The organism is Cupriavidus sp. 8B (assembly GCF_054589115.1).
Map to the genome: position 1 here is coordinate 23,436 of NZ_BAAILO010000664.1, position 19,649 is coordinate 43,084.

The window sequence follows — 19,649 nt, forward strand, 5'->3', positions numbered from 1 at the left end:
CAAGCAGCGGGAATCTGCGGATGCAGAGCGTCAGGACGCGAGCAAGAGCAAAGCCAAGGCTAAATGATCCCCACAGCGACACATGTCAGTACCTTTTCCCTTGAGTGCGCCCACCAGACAACCCTGGATCGAGCAAGCGGCAACTCGGGGAGCTGCGTACCCAATTCTCGACGGAGCTGGAGCCCAGCCGCGAGCAGGTGACCGTCGCTCAAGAGCGCGCCAGCGCTACCGAGCGCCGCGCGTTGTGCGAGATCGACCAGGACCGCACGCTACGGCAGAAGGCCGAGCAGGCGCACGGACCTGCGCACCGAGCTAGCGGCGGTGCAGGCGAGGGCGCAAGACGCGGCCGTGGCCGGCGCTGCGGAGCGGGCACGGCTGCAGGCCGAGCGCGACACGATCAGCCTGTTGGGGGGAGGCAGAACAGAGGGTTGGCCGCAATTCGCAAAAATCCGCCACATCTCCGCTAACCAACTAATTTTGATAGAAAATCAGCAGTTTCGGATGCGCGGGAACGGGTGCGGTGAGTGCGAAGGCAGGCCTGCGAAGCAAGCGTTGCCGCCGACAGCGAGAGCAGTGGCAGCGCCGACGCTAGAAAGGCATCATCTCATCGAAAACGGACGCAGGCGGTGCGAACCTGAAGGTCTTGAGCCAAGCCTTCAGATTCTTAATGTCTTCGAACGCCGCAAGGTCATGCTCAAGGGCTCGAATGTTGAGCCGGAGATCTTTGATATTAGCGGCAAGGTTGCGCAGGACGGTGTCGGGCGATAGAGCCTCGAAAGGCTCGATTCCATAGCTATGCCGAAACGCGGTTTCGACATGCAGGATCTCCTGATCCAGCTCGCGAATTTGCTCCTTCAGGATCTTCGATGGCATCGTCTGCTCCGCAAAGGATTTGGCCGCTCCCATGCCGACCAATTACTATCGGATGGCGCCATATGCCTGTCGGTTATAGCGCTCTTTTTCTCATTGACTCCTTACGCCTGCCATGACCTCTGTACGGTTAGGAAGTCACCATGACATGCAAGGCCAATGTCCACGTCATACCTCATGGCAAGGGCTGGGATGTCAGGCAGGACGGTGCCGCAGGCGCGCGATTCCACTACGACACCATGGAAGACGCGATCAAAGCTGGGACCGCGCTTGCCGAGCGCGAAAAAGTCGAGCTGATGGTGCATGGTATGAACGGTCAACTCCGCTTTAGTAGCAACATGAAGCATTGAAGTACTAACCCCAGCGGGCAGGGGAATCTCGCCAGAAGTTGGGGACAAACCGCTGCAGGAGACAATAATGAAAGGAGACATTCATGTGATGCCCGCAACTGGAAAGCGTTGGGCAGTTGACGTGGAGAGCACTGAGCAAAGCGTGGTCTTTTACGACACACAGCAGGAAGCCATCGACGCTGGCAAAGCGAAAGCCAGCCGTCACCAGGTCGAATTACTGATCCATGGCCTGGATGGCCGCGTTCGCGAGCGCAATACGTACGGCCGCAATCCACGAAACATCTGGAGCTACACTCTCAATACGCCCTCTAGTAACTATTTAGCAGCCGGGGATAGGCGAAGGTGGGCACCCAGGGGTCATCGTACTTTCCGTGAAAAAAATGGCGGTAGTGGACTGCAGACCCGCCTGTAGCAAGGCTTTCCGGCGCAATAAATCACGCGCCGCCGGAGTATTTGTAAGCTCTTGATAGATAAGCCATTTTCTGTGCATACCGCCAGAAAATGCACGGAAAGTACGATGACCCCAGCTCGAGGCCAAAAATCGGATGCAGGGCATCCTGACGATCTGTCGGGTGATCGTGCCTGAAACGCCTGGCGTTGCCGACAGCCTCGCGCAGCTGGACTACCGGGCCCGAGAGCTAGTTGCTTATGTCGATGCGAATGGCGGGGCGACGATCAATTACGGAGCACGACATCGTCAAGACAAGCCCATCTCAACCGCGCCGGTCGAATCTGCGGTCAATCAGATGCTGAACAAACGCATGTGCAAGCGTCAACAAATGCGCTGGTCGCCGAACGGTGTCCATTTGCTTGCCCAGGTCCGTTGTGCCGTGATCAACGGTGACCTCGTCGAGAGACTCGCTAGGTATGAGCCACCAACAGAACCGAGGTCAAAGGAAGTCGTTGAGTTCTTGGCGCAACTCGGGCTCTCGGAGTATGAACCCCAAGGTTTTTAACGCTCCCCCGGTGAATTGACAATATTGCTTGCACTCCCCGCGAAGCAAAGTCGTCAATTCGCATAACTTATGTGACGCCTGACGAAATCGGCCTCCCCAACTTTTGCACGCTCTCTACGTTTGGGTAGGTGGAATGGTCGCCTCCCGCCTCGGCCCATCGCCGACCGTGGACGGCCCGCTATGCCAGACTGAGCTCCCATGTGTGTCACAGTGGAGATTCTGTCGTCGCAGCCTGTCAAGGAGGATCCACATGGAACCGACCACAGTAGCCATCGACTTGGCCAAGCAAGTTTTCCAGGTCCGGTCGTTAGCGCCTTCGCGCGGTTTTCTGTCCTAACGCGTCATTTTTTCCATATCCCATATTGAAGGGTGAAAGCGCACTTGGTGTCGGCGGCTTCGTTGTGATGAGGTTCGCCGTCTCAAGCAACTGAGGTACCAATTGCTTCAAGGCCTCCTCAACCGTCCAATGGACGGTTGACACCGAAATGTTCACCGCTGCAACGGGTTCTCCGTGCAGATTCAGTAGCGGGACGCCGATGGCAATGTCACCGCGGTAGTACTCATCCACGCACAAAGCATATCCCTTCTCTCGAACGCCGTGCACGATGGCAAGCAGCTCGTCGAGATCAGTCACCGTCTTCTCGGTGTACTTGGGGCGAGGCGATCCGTCCAGAAGCCTGATGACTTCTGTATCCGGAAGCCCGGAGAGGTAAGCCCGTCCCGCCGACGTGCAGAACATTGGGAGGGGTCGGCCTATTGGCATGTGCACGATGCTCCGGACCGGGCTGGGGAAGCGGCCAATGTAGACCATGTTGCTGCCATCAGGCTCGGCGAGGTTGACTGTCTCGCCCGACGCACGATTCAGGTCGAGGAGATACGGATTCGCCCGCTCCAGCAGGCTGTGGGCTTGCAGGTATCTGCACCCCAGATCCAAAACCCTGGTCGCAAGCGAAAAACGCTTCGAGATCGGGTCTTTCCGCAACACACCAAGACGCTCGAACGTGTAAGCGAAGCGCTGCGCAGCACTTTTGCTGATGCCTGCCGCCGCAGCGATCTCCGCTAGGTTCATGGTCGGCTGTTGAGCCGAGAAAGCGAAAAGGACCGACATTCCGTTGGAAATCGATTGAATGAAAAGTGGAGACTCGTCTTGCGTCATAAATTTTCTTCTGCCCAGTGTCCGTGCCTCCTGCACGTCGTGGATGAAATTATACCGCTATACGATACGGACATCCCACTTCAGCAGCGCGGAGGAGGACAAAAGAGGCGTTATAGGCATATTTAGCGAGTTTTAGGGGTTTTACATTCTTGTCCTTCGCAGATTGATATTGTATAGTGGGATCAGCGTATCGCTACGCAATATTAATATCAGGAGCGGACATGAGAGACAGCTATCGCATCGGGGTGGATATTGGCGGGACGTTTACAGATGTCGTCGTCGAGGATCAGAAAGGGAGCATTCGGTATTTCAAGACACCCACGACGCGTAAGGACGAAAGCCAGGCGGTCGTAGCCGCGGTCAGCCGGCTCATCGAGGAGTGGGGAATGGAGCCTCGCGCCATCACGCGATTCGCGCATGGCACCACGGTCGGCACCAATGCCGTGCTGGAGCGCAAGGGTTCCAAGATCGGCCTCATCGCCACAAGAGGTTTTCGTGATGTCATCGAGATCGGCCGCCAGATGCGGCACGACCTGTATCGCGCCATCGTCAAGGAGGAAACACCGACATTCCTAGCCCCTCGCGAAATGCGAGTCGACGTCACTGGACGAATCGGCAGCAAGGGTGAGGAAGTGGAAGCGCTCGACGAGAAGCAGGTGGTCGCTGCAGCGGCTGACCTGTTGGCCGGCGGCGCCGAGGTCCTGGCTGTGTCGTTTCTGTTCTCTTTCGTCAATCCCGCGCACGAGCTCGCTGCACGCGCCGTGATCAGAAAGTACTTTCCCGACGTGACCGTGGTGCTGTCGCACGAGGTGGACCCGGTCTTCCGGGAATACGAGCGAACGGTTGTGACTGCATTCGATGCCTATGTGAAGCCTGTCATCGACCGCTACCTGACCCGCCTTGAAAACGGATTGCGTGACAAGGGCGTCGAGGCCTCGTTGCAGGTGATCCAGTCGCGCGGTGGCCTGACGAGTTCGGCGCACGCCCGACAACGTCCGGTGCGCCTCTTTTTGTCGGGGCCCGCCGCAGGCGTTATCGGGGCACAGCAGGTCGGAAAGAGCGCCGGGATCGTCGACCTCATCACGGTGGACGTCGGCGGCACCAGCAGCGATATCGCCCTGATTGCCAACGGGCAGGCGCTCGTGAGATCAGAAGGCTATGTCGATGGTTACACCATTCGCGTTCCGATGGTGGACGTGAATTCGATCGGGTCCGGCGGCGGCTCCATCGCGTGGATCGACAAGGGCGGGGCTTTGCGTGTGGGGCCGCAGTCCGCTGGCTCAGAACCGGGGCCGGCCTGCTATGGCCGGGGAGGCGAGCTGCCCACCGTCACCGACGCCTCCGTCGTACTCGGCTACATTGATCCTACATACTTTGCCGGCGGGGCGCTGACGCTCGATCCCAAGCTGGCTTACGAAGCGATCCGGCTGAATATCGCGGAGCCACTTGGTATCTCCGTGACGGCCGCCGCTCTAGGTATCCATCGCGTGGTCAATGCGCAGATGGCGGAAGGAACCCGGCTGGTCTCGGTGAAGCAAGGCGTGGATCCGCGCAAGTTCGCGCTGCTCCCGCTCGGCGGTGGTGGGGGCATCCACGCGGTCAGCATTGCCGAAGAACTCGGTATGACGCGCGTCCTGGTTCCAAAGAACCCTGGCGTGCTGGCGGCCTACGGACTGTTATCCGCGCCGATCGAGCATGAGTTTACGCAGGCAGTCAACGAGAACGCCGCGGATCTGTCGCTCGATCGCATCAAGGCCGTGCTCGAGACACTCGATACTCGCTGCGCGCACGTCATGGCGGAAGAGCCGACCGAGGGGCGTGCCGCCGAGCGTCGCCATTATGCCGATGTCTGCTATGTCGGTCAGTCGTACACGCTTGAAGTGCCGTTCGACACAGGGGCACCCGCGCCCCTGAAAACGATGACGGAAGCGTTCTATGCAGCGCACAAGCGTGTCTATGGACACAGCTATCAAGGCCCGCTCAGAATCGTCAATCTCCGCGCTATCCACAGCGTGGTCCCGCCACTACCAACTTACGCTGGCCTTTTGGGCAGCACGACCGGCGGCCAAGTGGAACGACGCAAGACGCGGGAGATCCATGTGCGAAACGGCAACTCCGCGTTGCAGGCCGAGATCATCCATCGCGAGAGCCTCAGTCCCGGCGACGTCTTCGACGGCCCAGCCATCCTCGAGCAACCCGATACGACGACCCTGGTGCCGGATGGCTGGCAGGGCAACGTCGATCCGGTCGGTAACGTCATTCTTACGTTTGTAAAGGGTTAAAGCGATGCAACAGATTCAGGAAACCGGTGCGGGTCGCGAGGCTGGGATTGATCCCATTGCGCTAGAGGTGCTGCGTCACAAGCTCGACGGCATCGCCAACGAGATGGAAACGACATTGTTGCGAAGTTCGTTTTCTCCGATCGTCAAAGAAGGACTTGATGCTTCCGCAAGCATTTTTACGCTGAGCGGTGAAACGCTTGCACAGGCTTGTGCAGTGCCGATTCACCTGGCCACGCTGATTCCAGTCGTCCAGGCAATGCTCAAGATCTTCCCCGTCGAAGCGATGCAGGATGGGGACATCTATCTGATGAACGATCCCTATCTGGGCGGCACCCACCTCCCCGATATTGCCGTGGTGGCACCTGTGTTCGGTGACGAGGGCAATCCGATCGCTATCGTCGCGACGATGACCCATCACCAGGACGTGGGCGGCATGTCGCCGGGTTCGATTCCGACGAATGCAACTGAGATCTTCCAAGAGGGTCTTCGCTTGCCGCCACTGCGTCTGTACCGTGCTGGCGTACTGAACCAAGACCTGGTTGACATCGTTCGCTTGAACGTCCGTATGCCTGACATGCTGATGGGCGACCTACATGCGCAGGTAGCCGCTTGCTCGATCGGCGCGCAGCGCCTGGCCGCCGCCCAGGCGAGCCTTGGTCCGGTCACGCTCCAGCAAGCATTCATGGCGCTTCTCGACCACTCGGAACGGATGACGGCCGACGCCCTGCGGATGCTGCCACAAGGCACATACCGGGCGACGGGCTGGCTGGACAACGATGGAGTGAATCTCGACGTGCGGGTAAAGATCGAGGTGGCCGTCACGGTGGGCGATGGCGTATTCCACGTCGACTTCACAGGGACCAGCAAGCAGGTCGACGGCCCATTTAACTGCGTGGCATCGGGTTCGCAAGCCGCGTCCTATTTTGCAATCCGTGCGCTGACCAGCCCGGACATTCCGACGAACGGCGGCTGCTTCCGGAATGTTACGCTGACGCTGCCGCCTCGCTCGATCGTCAATCCCGACCCGCCAGCTCCCGTGTGCTCGCGCACCGCGACAATCAAGCGAATCACGAACACCATCCTGTCTGCCTTTAACGCTGTCCTGCCTGACCGGGTCGGGGCAGATTCCGCAGCCACGTTGCTGGCGGTGGCGTTCGGCGGCGAGGATGCCGACGGCGAGCGGTTCGTGGTCGGGGAACTGATCGCGGGAGGCAGCGGCGCTAGTCAGTTCGGCCCCGGTGCGAGCTGTATCGAAACCGATGCCACCAACTGCATGAATTATCCGGTCGAGGCGCTTGAGCTGGCCGCTCCCATTCGTGTGAATCGTGTTGAGTTGCGGACGAACTCCGGCGGGGCGGGTCTGCATCGCGGTGGCATGGGTCTGCGCAAGGAGTTCGAGATCCTGGGCGACAGGGTAACCACGACGTATCGTGGCGAAGGACATTTCCACCAGGCCGCCGGCGCGTTCGGCGGCGAGGCTGGGGCCGTCGCTGAGGGTTACATCCTGCGCGGGGGGGATCGAGAAGATATCAAATCGAAAACCGTCATCACGCTTCGGAAGGGCGACCGCCTGGTCATAGAAACCCCAGGGGGCGGGGGGTGGGGCCGCGCTTAACGGGCATCACGCTGTTAGAAAAGGCAGGGCGGACGGGGTCCAATGCGGGCACGCCGATGTTCGCCGCCGCCTGCCGAAACACTCACATGGCAAATGGAGGACATGCAATGGACATATCAGCGGATAGGGCCGATGGCACGCAACCAGGCAAAGGCATAAGCGCGGTGCACAACGAACAGGGCGGGAAGCGGGCCGTCTGGGCCGCGACGGCGGGGCATGTGATGGAGTGGTACGACTTCGCCGTGTACGGGTTCATGGCAACGTTGCTGGCCAAGACGTTTTTTCCGGCGGGCGATACAGTGACGTCTATGCTCGCCACGTTCGCCGTGTTCGGCGTGGGGTTTGTGATGCGTCCAGTCGGTGGAATCGTCATGGGTCGGATCGCTGATGTACGCGGACGAAAAACCGCATTGTTGGTCACGATGATGCTGATGGCGGCGAGCACGGCAATGATTGGCCTGACGCCGTCGTATGCATCGATCGGCATCGCGGCACCGTTGTTGGTGGTCCTAGCCCGGCTGATCCAGGGCTTTTCCGCGGGCGGGGAGTGGGGCGGGGCGACCGCAATGATTGTCGAATGGGCGCCGAAAGGGAAGCGGGGTCTCTACGGCAGCTTCCAGCAGAGCAGCCTTGCGATTGGCATGCTGCTCGGCTCAGCCGTTTGCGCATTGTGCAGCTCGGTCCTGACAATCGACACGCTGGAGAGCTGGGGATGGCGCATTCCGTTCCTGCTCGGCAGTCTGCTCGGTCCCTTTGGACTATATCTGCGCCGGAACCTCGAAGACGCGCCCGTGTATCGCAAGGCGATTGCAAAGCCCACGCGACTGAGTAAGCCAGAGGGCTTTGCGCTGGCGTTTCGAGCGTTCGGCTTCGCGATTGTCTGGAACGTGGTCTATTACATGATGTTGGCATTTCTGCCGAACTTCATGCAGACCTATGCTGGCGTGCCGCGCGCCGATGCGCTGTGGTCCAACACCATCGGACTTATGGTGCTGGTGCTGGCGGTGCCGTTCATGGGCTATCTATCCGACAAGATTGGCCGAAAGCCGCTGCTCGTGGCGGCCTGCATGAGCTACATCATCATGCCGTACTTCCTGTGGAAGTATTTGATGAGCGGTGTGGGCTTCGGCGCTGTTGTCCTAGTCCAGACTGTATTCGCTATCGCGATCTCTTTCTTTTCCGGTCCCGGACCGGCGACGATCGCCGAGATGTTTCCGACGGAGTCCCGCTCGACGTGGATGTCGCTTGGTTATAGTGCTGCAGCCGTCCTATTTGGTGGTTTTTCACCGTTTATTTCGCAATACCTGATCGGCAAGACGGGGTCGCCTCTGTCGCCCACGCTATTTCTCGGGTGTGCCTCAGTCATTTCGTTAGTGTTCATCCTCCGGATGCGTGAAACGGCGCACCGCGAGCTCGACTAGCGCTCTCGCAGGGGACCACCCTGCCTTCTTCGGGCCGACAACGACCGGCAGTGTCGGCCCCGCCTATCCCTATGCCCAGATATTCCGAGAAATAGATGAAACAGCCGCTAGAAAGAATTGTTCCCGAAACAAGATTGCCTGAGGAGACGGATGTCGTGATTATCGGTGGCGGCATCGCCGGCTGCTGCACTGCCCTCTCATTAAGCCGCGAAGGGGTGCGAGTTACGTTGCTCGAGAAGGGACTGATTGGATGCGAGCAGTCCAGCCGCAACTGGGGGTGGTGCCGTCAACAGGGGAGAGACCCCAAGGAACTGGAATTGGCGAAGCTGAGCCTAGACATGTGGCCGGGGCTTGCGATGATCCTTGATCGCGACCCCGGCTTCCAGCGCAGCGGCGTGACTTTCCTGACGGACAAGGAAGCTGAGGTCGCGGCATGGCAAGACTGGCAGAAGCTCGCCGCGGAGAAGGGAATCGATAGCGTCCTTCTCAGCGCTGAGCAAGCGCGCAGCGCGGTGCTAGGAGGCACGTCGGGCAAATGGATCGCCGGATTGAGCACTCCCAGCGACGGCCGCGCAGAGCCGTCACGTACCGCGCCATTCGTCGCGCAGGCGGCGCAGCGTTTGGGTGCGAAGATCCTAGAGGGCTGCGCAGTGCATACGGTGGAAACGACGAACGGCCGGGTCAGTGCTGTCCATACCGAGCGGGGGACGATCCGCTGTCAATCAGTCGTGGTCGCGGCGGGAGCTTGGACGTCGCTCTTCCTGCGCAAGCTTGGTGTTCGTTTTCCGCAGGCCTATGTTCATGGGTCTGTATGCAGCACGCTACCGATCGACGCCAATGTCGAAGGCTGTATTTCCACGCCATATTTCTCGTTCCGGGCGCGCCAGGACGGTGGCCTGACCGTGGCGAAAAGCGGCAGGGGCACGGTCTACGTCACCCCTTCACTGCTGCGCTATGCGTATCAGTTTCTGCCTACCTATCTGCTGCGAAGGAAGAAAGTGAAGCTCCGACTTACGGCGCAGTTCTGGCGAGAACTGCGGCAGGAATATAACTATTTGAAGAGGAATGTATCACCATTCCACGACGAGCGGATCTTGGACCCTTCCCCGGACTCCGGACTGGTCGGAGAGGCCGTGCGCGATGTCGAGTCGATGTTTCCTGGTTTGGGGAAGCTGACGCTAGGTTCCGCGTGGGGTGGCGTCATCGACTCAACGCCCGACGCCGTTCCTGTCATTTCGGAAATTCGCGCGCTGCCCGGACTGGTGGTGGCCTCTGGTTTCAGCGGTCACGGATTTGGCTTAGGCCCCGGTGTCGGCCATGTCGTGGCCTGTCTGGTGCAAGGCCGGTCGGCCCCGATTGACATGACTCCCTTCCGATATGACCGGATGATCGATGGATCGAGGCTGGTGCCATACATCCATTTCTAGAGAGGTATGAGTCGCACATGGGATTGAGCCCGGAACTTTCTCCTACGCGAGTGCGAATGGGTGGCAATACAGCGACGTCATTGCTTTACGGAATCAGGTTCCTTGGCAGCCTCGTCATCGCCTAAGCCTAAGTTATGTTCTGCGGCCTGAATCCTGGTTCCTAACCAGATTCAGCAATCATCTCATCGAGCAAAAGCTCCTACTCAAAACGATTTTCTCATCCAGAGTGCTGCTATGTCGAAAAGCCTTGCCGGCGGCCTGTCCCTGTCTGCTGTCTGCGGCCGGGCCGAATTTATGGATGCGCCGGCCCCGGGCAGTCTGGGGGGGACCTATGCAGGCAACCCACTGGCTGTTACCTCCGCCTGGCGATGCTTGACGTGCGGGAAGGCGAGTATCCGGTTGAGCGAGGCGCTGTTCCGGGCAACCGTCTAAAGGAGAGGCTGGAAAGGCTTGAAGTCGCGCGTGCAGGAGATCGGCGAAGTGCGTGGCGTTGGTGCGATGATCGCGGTCGAACTGTGCGAAGCCGATGGCCGCCCGAATCCCGAGTTCACACGGCAGGTGCAAAGCCGTGCGCTGGGAAAGGCTTCTGCTCCTCTCGTGCGGCGTCTACGGGAATGTCATCCGCTTCCTGTTCCTGCTCACGATCACGGATGAGGTGTTGGAAGAGGGCTTGGGTATCGTCGCCGACGCCCTGACCCAATAAGTGTGCAACTCGTGGAGATCGACATGGAATTAAAGGATGCAAGCCTGCTGCGTGAGCAGGCGCTGATCGATGGCGTATGGACGGATGCGGATTCCGAGGAAGTATTCCCTGTTATCAATCCGGCCACTAGTGCGACCATTTGCACGGTGCCGAGAATGGGCGCCAATGAAGCCCGGAGGGCAGTCGAGTCCGCCCGTGCGGCGCAGGCCGGTTGGCGAGCGACGACAGCGCGAGGGCGCAGCGCGGTGCTGCGCCGATGGCACGAACTGATGCTGGCCAACATCGACGATCTGGCGCTGCTGTTGACGACCGAGCAGGGTAAGCCGTTGGCTGAAGCAAGGGGCGAAGTTGCCTATGCAGCATCGTTCCTTGAATGGTTTGCGGAAGAAGGCAAGCGTGTCGCCGGCGACGTACTGCAAACGCCTGCGAGCGACAAGCGCCTCCTCGTGGTAAAGGAACCTGTAGGCGTGTGTGCGGCGATTACGCCCTGGAATTTCCCGCTTGCGATGATTACCCGCAAGGCGGGTCCGGCGCTTGCTGCCGGCTGTGCCATGGTTATCAAGCCGGCGGAAGACACGCCGCTGTCCGCGCTAGCGCTGGCCTTGCTCGCAGAACGCGCAGGGGTCCCTGCGGGCGTCTTGAGTGTGATCACTGGCGACGCGAGGGCCATTGGTGAAGAACTGACCGCGAACCCAATCGTGCGCAAGCTGAGCTTTACAGGCTCGACGGAGGTGGGCCGCATCCTCATGCGCCAGTCAGCCGACACCATCAAGAAGCTGTCGCTTGAATTAGGCGGGAACGCGCCATTCATTGTGTTTGACGACGCGGACTTGGACGCCGCGGTGGAGGGAGCGATTGTCTCCAAGTACCGCAACGCCGGCCAGACCTGCGTGTGTACCAACCGCCTGTATGTCCACGACAAGATCTACGATGCTTTTACGGAGAAGCTAGTTGCTGCGGTGGCGAAGCTGAACGTTGGCCACGGCATCGAGCCGGGGGTACTGCAGGGACCACTTATTAACGACGACGCTGTCGCGAAGGTGGAGTCGCACATCGCCGATGCTGTTGGCAAGGGCGCTCGGGTGGTAGCCGGCGGTAAGCGCCACCGGCTGGGCGGGACCTTCTTCGAGCCCACTGTGTTGGCCGATGTCACGTCCTCGATGTTGGTGGCCAAAGAAGAGACTTTTGGGCCGCTGGCACCGCTTTTCCGCTTCTACGACGATGAAGAGGTAATTGCGATGGCCAACGATACCGAATTTGGCCTTGCCTCGTACTTCTTCAGCCGCGACATTGGCCGCATCTGGCGGGTAGCTGAAGCGCTGGAGTACGGCATGGTTGGTATCAATACGGGTCTTATCTCCAACGAAGTTGCGCCGTTCGGCGGTATGAAGCAGTCAGGCTTGGGGCGTGAGGGCTCCCGATACGGTATTGATGACTATCTCGAGGTCAAGTATCTCTGCATGGGGGGCGTGGATCGCTGAGAACCTCTGAGCAGGGAGCCCCTGTCGCTTTGTCGGAGGCCGTGCCGGGTGCGTCGCTGTTCACGCAGTACTTGCTGCTGACCACGACATTCGCAGTCTGCGCATTGATCTTGCACGCCTTCTACATGGCGCTGATCTTGCTGGTGAAGGAGACCGCGCCAAAGCGGGGGCTGACGTCCGGGACCTCTGCCGAGAGCCCAATGATGCACCTACAATGCGCGCATGGCTTCCGATCCTGGGCCGGCGATCTCCGTCCTTCAACTTCGAATTGCTCTGCGCGGTCTGAGCCCGCCGGTTTGGCGACGCGTCCTCGTTCCCGAGCACTTGACGCTCGGACAATTGCACCATGTCATCCAGGTCGTCATGGGCTGGGCCGACGAACATCTGCACACGTTCAGCATTCGTGGCAGGCGTTACGGCGAAGCTCGTGAGGGCGTCTTGCAACTCGCTACAGTGGCAAACGAACTGCCGCTGACCGCGTTTCATCTCCGCGAACACGAAGGCTTCATCTATGTGTATGACTTCAACGCGTGGTGGCACCACGAGATACGGATGGAGCGGCGTAGGCTGCGGCACCATCCTGGTCGGCTGCCACGTTGCGTGGCGGGTTGTGGGCCTTGTCCGCCAGAGGACATGGGCGGGATCGAGAGGTATCTGGAGGCCAGGGACGAACACAATGAGTATGAGTTCCTCGATTGGATCGAGTCGCTGCGCGAGGCGCCAATCGTGCTGGAAGACTTACGCGATGAGGTCGATCGGTGGCTGACTTGGCTCGATCGTCGCTTTGACCGTCAGATCGTCAATGATCGGTTGAGAGAGCTTGAAGGGTAGACTGGTCCCCGCAGCTTTCAAGGAAGGAGGGCTGCCATGCGTATCAGCTTGCAACTCGTAGTGCAGGACGATGGAGGCGTGCCAGCCACCGTCACCGAAATAGCCCAGTTCGAGAGAGACGGCCTTGATGTGGGCTCGCTGGGTCTGCATCTGGAGGAGGCGAAATCATTGCTGGGTCGGCTGCAGCGCACGATGGTCGCGGCACAGGTTGCTGAGGCCGTTGCTCGAACCAGCGTTTGTCCCACGTGCGGGGCGCAATTGGCTTGCAAGGGCCACCATCACTTGGTCTTCCGTAGCGCGTTCGGGCGGCTGTCGATTGACAGTCCCAGGCTGTACCCCTGCCGGCAGTGCCAGGGTGACGCACGGAGCTTCAGCCCGGTCGCCCGCTGTCTGCCTGAGCGGGTCAGTCCAGAACTGCAGTATCTCGAGGTCAAGTTTGCCTCGCTGATGTCGTATGGTCTGACCGTCAACGTCCTGCAAGAGGTGTTGCCGCTCGATCATGTGCTGGCAGCCAGCTCGATCCGGCGTCAGGTCACCACGCTCGGTCGCCGGCTGGAAGCGGAACAGGCCACTGACGCCCGGCAGCAGGCGGAGGTGGCCGCGAGCGTCGGTTCGCCCGAGATTCCGGAGCCCAGTCCGGTCCGCGCGGTCGGCATTGACGGCGGGTACCTCCGGCGGGCCGGCCACCAGCGCCGCCAGGACGGCTGGTTTGAAGTGATCGTCGGGAAGTCCCTGCGGGATCAGGGTGCCGGCCATAGCTTTGCCTACGTGCACAAGCTGGAGGGCCGACCGGCCGATCGTATGTGGAACTTCCTGCTACGAGAAGGAGACCGCGCCAAAGCGGGGGCTGACGAGCGGAGCGCTCCTGAGCGGCCAATGAGGCACCTACAATGCGCGCATGCCTTCCGATCCCGGGCCGGCGACCTCCGTCCTTCAACTTCAAATTGCTCTGCGCGGCCTGAGCCCGTCGGTTTGGCGACGCGTCCTCGTTCCCGAGCACTTGACGCTAGGGCAATTGCACAAGGTCTCGTCATGGGCTGGGCCGACGAACATCTGCACACGTTCAGCATTTGTGGCAGGCGTTACGGCGAAGCGACGGAGTGCGCCGGCTTACGGATCTGGCGGACGAGGTGCGGGCGCGCTGGCGGAAAAAAAGAAAGCACCCGCTGCCGGGAAGGAGTGGGTGCTGAAGGAAATACGGGGCAATCGCGTTTGCCCCGTGTCACTCTAGTGGAGCTAGGTCCGCAAGAACATAACTCTCTCGATAGGATGCGCAAGGCTATTCGGCAGCCCTCGGCGCGCGCGGCGCCGGGTCTGCATCCATCAACTCCGGAGGGTAAGGGCGCAAGAAACTCCTGGCGCGCTCTGGATCTCGGCACGTCAGCCAGTCATCCCATTCTGCCCGCGGCACAATCACGATCAGCCGTTTTTCCCTGCCCGGGGAGTGGAAGCGGTTCATGAGCGGATGCTTGTCGGAATTGATGGTCAGCATCGTGAAGCTGAACACCTCCGCGCCAGCCTCCCGCGGCCATGCCCGCCATAGCCCAGCGATCGCAAACTCGGGCTAGGGGTCCTCTTGATTCCGCTGAAATTTACCGGGGTAGGCGCGTCTAGCATCCATGCGGGTCTCCAGGTGGCGCCCCGCTCCAATCAAATCAGTCACTTGCTGACTGGTCCTTTTCCCCTGGTTTGCGCCGTCGTTTCGACGCCCCAGTCGGGTGCCGACCCGGCGTGGCGGCGCTTTGGCCTCGGTTTAGTCCAACTGGTAATACCCACATGCGCGCCACCTCTTGCTGTAGCCAGTCGCACGCCGTTGCCGGCGGCTAGCACCAACACAGGCTCGCAAGTTTCGTTGACGCGCCAATTTCCCGCGTGCGTGGCAAGGATCGCCTTTACGAGCCACTGATTTAGGATGTAGGCCGCCGATGGCCGAAGAATTGTGGCAAGGGCCCTCGATGTAGGCAAACCTGGCCGATGAACACGCCTCCGGCGTCGGTCATTACCCGATTGCAATCGGGATAGGCCGCCCCGTAGAAAGCGCACAGCAAGTTGATGTCCTTGCGTCGGATGTACTTGTCGCCACCGTCGCCGGCCCCGGTTGTGCGATGACCACGCCCGCGCTCTCGTATGGCACCAAGAGCTACGCGAGCGCTTGGTGGACGGCCTTGCCATTCCGCAGAACCGCGAGCTGCTGGGCCCGACGGAATGAGCTCAGATTTTCCTGTCCCACGACACTACGCGTCCGTTTTCAATTGTGACGCGGAGCCTACAACCTCCGCGAGGACCGGGGTTGTACTTCCAAACTTCGCGAACTTTTGATTTGAGAAATTTCTGGTCAATCGCGTACGGCTTGCCTCGGGAATCCACAAGTTGTTCGGTGGTCTGATCCACCCAAATGTGGGATTTCAGAATCTCACCCGCAATCTCTTCGCCGTACTTCGCAAGCAGCTCTTCTTCTCGCTGCTCCTTCTGAAATTTCTCTTTCGCGAAAGAGTCTACGAAGATATACAGTGCCGCTAGCACGGACAAAATGATGAAGCTGACGAACACTGGCCAGTACTTCTGGACCTGCTCTACGAGCGAAACTCCTCCGATGACTAGGGCAACTAACCAAAATCCGCCTCTGGCCATGGCTCCTCCCGCAAGTGCCGTGCTTAGCTCAGTTCTTGTGTCATTCTAGCCGTACCTCGAGTCAACAAATGTGTGGAACGGCACAATGGGGGCCACATGAGGAGCGTCGCGTGCAATTTTCGAAGGCTCAGTTCAGTGGAAGATGACGCTACATAAGATGGATGGAGAGGGGCGATTCAGAATCAGGCGAGCCGCCCCGCTTTAGACAGGACCACAGGTCGTGGCCCGACTTGGCCTCCGCCAACTCGTCCGCACCGCCGCGGCATTCGCCGAGGTCTGCGCTGACCGCGCTAGGAGGGCAGTGCTGCCGCCGTTATTGAACATAACGCCCGTTCGAAAAATTGCTTGGCTGTATTGTTCGATACGGAAGGTACCTCGGGCGGCTGTCGGAAGCGACCGCAGTTCAGTCGGCCGTCGACGAGCAGGCGCAGGGAAGGGGGGCCCAAAGTCGAAATGGGCGGCGACATCATTTGCCAGATTTGACGTTAGTTTCTCATCCCCGTCGCCTGTACCCAGTAATCGCCTCGCTCGCTCACATATCCGTGAGAAGTCAATGCACTATGCGCGCCGCGAGCTCAAAGTTCGGGCTAATTAGGAATGTCGCCGTCAGCACCAATGGGCGACCTTTAAACGCGCACGCGAGCGCCTGCAGCACGGCCGCCCCCCCTACTTTATGGGGGTGCCCATAATTGAACTTCTCGTATGCCGCGACATAAAACTGCGATACAGTTGTCTTAACATTTGAAAACAAGCCGCGAGATACCAACTACGTCGGATGTATCTCGGGCGATGGCTGTACAGCCGTACCAACGGCTGGTTGCTTTTGCAGGCGATTCATGGCCGGGGTCTCGGGGGAAGTTGGGGTGCGCCATAAGCTGACGCAATTTATTCGACCGCTGTGCCGTTTTGGATCTGTTACGGTCACGCTCTCTACGCTCTTGCTTGGGATTCTGAGCACAACCGTCGTGTATGCGGTCTGCACCGAGTTGCTGGAACGTGATGCCGAGCTACGCTTCACGAGCGATACGGACGACGTCATTCAGCAGATCGATACCCGCATTCGCCTTTACACCGACGTGTTGGTGACCATGCAGGCGCTCTTTGGAGCGAGCGACCACGTATCACGCGCTGAGTTTCGCGATTTCGTCAATGGCCTGAGCCTGCCGCAGCGCTATCCTGGCTTTCAGACCCTCAATTACGCCCAGTACGTGCCGGCTGCGGAATTGGCTGCGTTCGTGGCCAGCCAGCGCAAGGACCCTGTCCTGCACAAAGCCGGCGTGGACTTTGCCGTCCATCCTGCCGGCCGGCGCCCTGCCTACTTCGTGCTGACCTACGCCGAACCGCTCGGCGAAAATCGAACTTCGATCGGTATCGACATGGGGGCCGAACCGCACCGCCTCGGGGCACTCGAAAAAGCGCGCGATACCGGACAAGCCGTCAGCAGCGGACGCCTTATTTTCAGTGAATCCAGGAGACCCCACGTCGGCATTGCCTTGCGGCTGCCGGTCTACAGGAACGGTCTTCCGCTGGAGGACGTGGAAGCGCGTCGTCGCGCCTACGTCGGCTCGGTTGGCGCAGGCATACGGGTTGGCGACCTGCTGAGCAACCTGGCCAACCAGGAAATGCTGCGCAGGACTCGCTTCCGGCTTTACGATGCTGGCGATTCAGATATGGAAGCGATTTCGCCTTCACCGGCCACATTGCTCTATGACAGCCTCAACGGGCTGTCCGAAAACGCCGGAGGCCAGAAAATGCCGCCGGCCATCGCCGACCCGATCGACAAGATTGGCGCGAGCGAGTGGAAAGGTCCGATACAACGTGCAAACGTTGCGGCAAGTCGCCCGTATCTGAGCAAGACTGTCTATCAATCCTTTGGCGGGCGGCGCTGGTTGATCGAGTTTTCCTCAGCCACGATGGCGATCAGCGGTCCTCAGCGCTTCGTACCGGCCTTGATACTCGGATCCGGACTGATCATCAGCCTCTTGCTGAGTGGGTTGGCGTATGCGCTGTCGAGTTCTCGTACGCGCGCCCTCGCCGTGGCGGATGGCATGACGCGAAGCTTGCGCGAGAGCCAGGCCGCGCTTGCCGAAGCACAGCGCATTGCGCGCCTGGGTAACTGGCGCATCGACCTGGAAAGGAATTGGGCAGATTTCTCCGGCGAGATGGTGCGCCTGATCGGCGGCCAGGGAGCAAGGCCTACGCTCGACATGCTCTTGCATGCCCTCGATGCCGACTACCGCGCCACCCTCGTGGCGCGCATGCAGACCGCATTGGCCGACCGTGGGGCCTTCGAACTGGAATGCCCCTACCGCTCTTCGCGCGGGCGCAAGGGCTGGCTTCACCTGATCGGGAACGCGCATGGCCTCGCGGGCTCGCGCATCTTGCGTGGCACCGCTCAGGACATCACCCAGCGCAAGGCCGCCGAACAAGCGCGTGCCCAGGAACATCGGATCGCATTGCACTTGTCCACTGCGACCTGCGCAGCCAAAGTCCCGGAACAGATTGTCCGCACCCTGGTCGAGGGCATGGAATGGGAAGCGGGCGCATTCTGGCCTACCGAGGCAGGCCGTGCGATGCAACTGGCCCCGGTCTGCGTGACGCCGAGCAGGGAACTGGGATGCTGGCTGGCAAAGCGTATGACTTGGCCGCAAGCAACAGCGGCGCTCATGCCGGACGGACCACACTGGTATGCCAGCCGTAGTGCCATCGCCAGGATGCCGCAGCACGCGTGGCTGGGCGAGCAAGGCATCCTGACTGTTTTTATCTTCCTGCTGCGAAGGGGCACCGTCACCCTCGGCGAGGTCGAGCTGTACTCGCGCGACAGGCGTGCACGGGATCGATACGCACTCGCTATGGGGAGTGCGATCGCCTCCCAGACCAGCCACTTCTTGCTGCGCAAGGAAGCCGAAGAGAATCTGCGCTTCATCGCCAATCACGACGCGCTCACTGGGCTACCGAATCGGCTGATGTTCCGGGATCATCTGGAACGACGACTGGCGATACCGCAATCCCGCCAGGACGGCCTGAGCGTTCTCTTCGTCGATCTCGACCAGTTCAAGATCGTGAACGACACCATGGGCCACGACGCGGGAGATATCTTGTTGCGAGGCGTCGCGGACCGCCTGCGCGCAGCCCTGCCTGATGTGGAACTGATCGCGCGCCTTGGCGGTGACGAATTTGTCGTGCTGGTTGAGCCAAAGGGCGACCCGACCGTGTTGAGCCGGACCATTCGGAATATGCAGGCAGCGCTTGCGCCGGGTTTCGCCGTCAACGACAAGGAGTTGCGCATCACGGCGAGCATCGGCATCAGCTCCTTTCCGGAGGACGCGGCCGACGCGCAGACGCTGCTCAAGCATGCAGACCTGGCAATGTTTAGCGCAAAGCAACGCGGCAAGAATGCCCACCAGTTCTATGCCCGCGAGATGAGCGAATCCTTGCGGCGGCGCGTCGATATGGAAGCGCATCTGCGCCGCGCGCTAGAACGCAACGAGTTTGAACTCTACTACCAGCCCCGCATCTCCCTCACGACCAATGCCTGTACGGCCGTGGAGGCGCTCATCCGCTGGCACCATCCCGAGTTCGGGCTGGTTTTGCCGGGAGATTTCATTCCCTTTGCGGAGGAGTCGGGTGCCATTGTCCAGATCGGCGCGTGGGTCCTGCGCGAGGCTTGCCGTCAGAATGCACAATGGCTCGCGCAGGGATTGGCGTCTATGCGCGTCGCTGTCAACCTCTCGGCCCGGCAGTTTGCCGACAAGAGTCTCAGGCTCATCATCCTCGATGCCCTGCGGCAAGCGGGCCTGCCAGGGAATCTCCTGGAACTCGAACTGACTGAAAGCCTGGTCATGCGGGATGCCGAGCAAGCAGCGCGCTGGCTCTCGAAACTCAAGAGAACGGGTGTGCGACTGGCCATCGACGATTTTGGCACG

General features: G+C 60.2%; 13 protein-coding genes and 5 pseudogenes. 14 read left to right on the top strand and 4 right to left on the bottom strand.

Going from position 1 to position 19,649, the window contains the following annotated elements; genetic code table 11:
* Window positions 1-137 precede the first annotated feature (137 nt).
* Window positions 138-387, top strand: a pseudogene (locus tag ACYP5B_RS53665) (DNA-binding protein); the annotation flags it as partial.
* Window positions 388-588: 201 nt separating this feature from the next.
* Here the strand turns inward: ACYP5B_RS53665 and ACYP5B_RS53670 are convergent.
* Window positions 589-873: a hypothetical protein gene (locus ACYP5B_RS53670; RefSeq protein ID WP_160172217.1), complete on the bottom strand. Its 285-nt coding sequence runs from the start codon at window positions 871-873 to the stop codon at window positions 589-591.
* 140 nt (window positions 874-1,013) lie between these two features.
* Between ACYP5B_RS53670 and ACYP5B_RS53675 the strand changes: the two genes are divergently transcribed.
* The 3 genes and pseudogenes from ACYP5B_RS53675 to ACYP5B_RS53685 all read left to right on the top strand — a co-directional run.
* A complete protein-coding gene (locus tag ACYP5B_RS53675; protein WP_035858896.1) occupies window positions 1,014-1,220 on the top strand; it encodes a DUF2188 domain-containing protein in 207 nt (68 codons plus the stop codon).
* 67 nt (window positions 1,221-1,287) lie between these two features.
* Complete coding sequence (locus ACYP5B_RS53680) at window positions 1,288-1,632, top strand: DUF2188 domain-containing protein (RefSeq protein ID WP_081861970.1); 345 nt, start codon at window positions 1,288-1,290, stop codon at window positions 1,630-1,632.
* Between the two features lie 118 nt (window positions 1,633-1,750).
* Window positions 1,751-2,183, top strand: a pseudogene (locus tag ACYP5B_RS53685) (ISKra4-like element ISBte2 family transposase); the annotation flags it as partial.
* A 300-nt stretch (window positions 2,184-2,483) separates the two neighbouring features.
* Here the strand turns inward: ACYP5B_RS53685 and ACYP5B_RS53690 are convergent.
* Window positions 2,484-3,332, bottom strand: a complete 849-nt coding sequence (locus tag ACYP5B_RS53690; protein ID WP_051647936.1) for an IclR family transcriptional regulator — start codon at window positions 3,330-3,332, stop codon at window positions 2,484-2,486.
* A 221-nt stretch (window positions 3,333-3,553) separates the two neighbouring features.
* On the opposite strand from ACYP5B_RS53690, the gene ACYP5B_RS53695 reads away from it, so the two are divergent.
* The 9 genes and pseudogenes from ACYP5B_RS53695 (at window position 3,554) to ACYP5B_RS53735 (ending at window position 14,323) form a co-directional block, all read left to right on the top strand.
* Window positions 3,554-5,614 carry a hydantoinase/oxoprolinase family protein gene (locus ACYP5B_RS53695; protein WP_035858899.1) on the top strand — a complete coding sequence of 687 codons (2,061 nt, stop codon included), beginning with the start codon at window positions 3,554-3,556 and terminating at the stop codon, window positions 5,612-5,614.
* A gap of 4 nt (window positions 5,615-5,618) precedes the next feature.
* Window positions 5,619-7,229 carry a hydantoinase B/oxoprolinase family protein gene (locus tag ACYP5B_RS53700; protein WP_051647938.1) on the top strand — a complete coding sequence of 537 codons (1,611 nt, stop codon included), beginning with the start codon at window positions 5,619-5,621 and terminating at the stop codon, window positions 7,227-7,229.
* Between the two features lie 107 nt (window positions 7,230-7,336).
* Window positions 7,337-8,650 (top strand): MFS transporter, encoded by a 1,314-nt coding sequence (locus tag ACYP5B_RS53705; protein ID WP_035858901.1) that lies wholly within the window; start codon window positions 7,337-7,339, stop codon window positions 8,648-8,650.
* Window positions 8,651-8,745: 95 nt separating this feature from the next.
* On the top strand, window positions 8,746-10,077 hold the full coding sequence (locus ACYP5B_RS53710) for an NAD(P)/FAD-dependent oxidoreductase (protein ID WP_035858904.1): 1,332 nt from the start codon (window positions 8,746-8,748) through the stop codon (window positions 10,075-10,077).
* Between the two features lie 234 nt (window positions 10,078-10,311).
* Window positions 10,312-10,780, top strand: a pseudogene (locus ACYP5B_RS53715) (aminotransferase class III-fold pyridoxal phosphate-dependent enzyme); the annotation flags it as partial.
* A 23-nt stretch (window positions 10,781-10,803) separates the two neighbouring features.
* Window positions 10,804-12,261: an NADP-dependent succinate-semialdehyde dehydrogenase gene (gene gabD / locus ACYP5B_RS53720; protein WP_035858906.1), complete on the top strand. Its 1,458-nt coding sequence runs from the start codon at window positions 10,804-10,806 to the stop codon at window positions 12,259-12,261.
* Window positions 12,262-12,483: 222 nt separating this feature from the next.
* Window positions 12,484-13,092, top strand: a complete 609-nt coding sequence (locus ACYP5B_RS53725; protein WP_081861971.1) for a plasmid pRiA4b ORF-3 family protein — start codon at window positions 12,484-12,486, stop codon at window positions 13,090-13,092.
* Between the two features lie 36 nt (window positions 13,093-13,128).
* Window positions 13,129-13,947: pseudogene (locus ACYP5B_RS53730) on the top strand (ISKra4-like element ISBte1 family transposase); the annotation flags it as partial.
* A 43-nt stretch (window positions 13,948-13,990) separates the two neighbouring features.
* Complete coding sequence (locus tag ACYP5B_RS53735) at window positions 13,991-14,323, top strand: IS1096 element passenger TnpR family protein (protein WP_459575678.1); 333 nt, start codon at window positions 13,991-13,993, stop codon at window positions 14,321-14,323.
* A 48-nt stretch (window positions 14,324-14,371) separates the two neighbouring features.
* On the opposite strand, the pseudogene ACYP5B_RS53740 reads toward ACYP5B_RS53735, so the two are convergent.
* Both ACYP5B_RS53740 and ACYP5B_RS53745 read right to left on the bottom strand, forming a co-directional pair.
* Window positions 14,372-14,656, bottom strand: a pseudogene (locus ACYP5B_RS53740) (SOS response-associated peptidase family protein); the annotation flags it as partial.
* Between the two features lie 647 nt (window positions 14,657-15,303).
* Entirely contained in the window at window positions 15,304-15,723 is a 420-nt protein-coding gene (locus ACYP5B_RS53745; RefSeq protein ID WP_051647942.1) for a hypothetical protein, read from the bottom strand.
* 836 nt (window positions 15,724-16,559) lie between these two features.
* Here ACYP5B_RS53745 and ACYP5B_RS53750 point away from each other — a divergent pair.
* Window positions 16,560-19,649: bifunctional diguanylate cyclase/phosphodiesterase (locus ACYP5B_RS53750; RefSeq protein ID WP_459575675.1), on the top strand; the 3,090-nt coding region annotated here is incomplete at its 3' end.

Excerpts from the sequence above, each read along its gene's own strand:
- ACYP5B_RS53710 (WP_035858904.1), top strand. The coding sequence starts at position 8,746 with ATGAAACAGCCGCTAGAAAGAATTGTTCCCGAAACAAGATTGCCTGAG.
- ACYP5B_RS53705 (WP_035858901.1), top strand. The coding sequence starts at position 7,337 with ATGGACATATCAGCGGATAGGGCCGATGGCACGCAACCAGGCAAAGGC.
- ACYP5B_RS53680 (WP_081861970.1), top strand. The coding sequence starts at position 1,288 with ATGAAAGGAGACATTCATGTGATGCCCGCAACTGGAAAGCGTTGGGCA.
- gabD (WP_035858906.1), top strand. The coding sequence starts at position 10,804 with ATGGAATTAAAGGATGCAAGCCTGCTGCGTGAGCAGGCGCTGATCGAT.
- ACYP5B_RS53675 (WP_035858896.1), top strand. The coding sequence starts at position 1,014 with ATGACATGCAAGGCCAATGTCCACGTCATACCTCATGGCAAGGGCTGG.
- ACYP5B_RS53745 (WP_051647942.1), bottom strand. The coding sequence starts at position 15,723 with ATGGCCAGAGGCGGATTTTGGTTAGTTGCCCTAGTCATCGGAGGAGTT.
- ACYP5B_RS53695 (WP_035858899.1), top strand. The coding sequence starts at position 3,554 with ATGAGAGACAGCTATCGCATCGGGGTGGATATTGGCGGGACGTTTACA.
- ACYP5B_RS53735 (WP_459575678.1), top strand. The coding sequence starts at position 13,991 with ATGCCTTCCGATCCCGGGCCGGCGACCTCCGTCCTTCAACTTCAAATT.
- ACYP5B_RS53725 (WP_081861971.1), top strand. The coding sequence starts at position 12,484 with ATGGCTTCCGATCCTGGGCCGGCGATCTCCGTCCTTCAACTTCGAATT.
- ACYP5B_RS53690 (WP_051647936.1), bottom strand. The coding sequence starts at position 3,332 with ATGACGCAAGACGAGTCTCCACTTTTCATTCAATCGATTTCCAACGGA.
- ACYP5B_RS53700 (WP_051647938.1), top strand. The coding sequence starts at position 5,619 with ATGCAACAGATTCAGGAAACCGGTGCGGGTCGCGAGGCTGGGATTGAT.
- ACYP5B_RS53670 (WP_160172217.1), bottom strand. The coding sequence starts at position 873 with ATGCCATCGAAGATCCTGAAGGAGCAAATTCGCGAGCTGGATCAGGAG.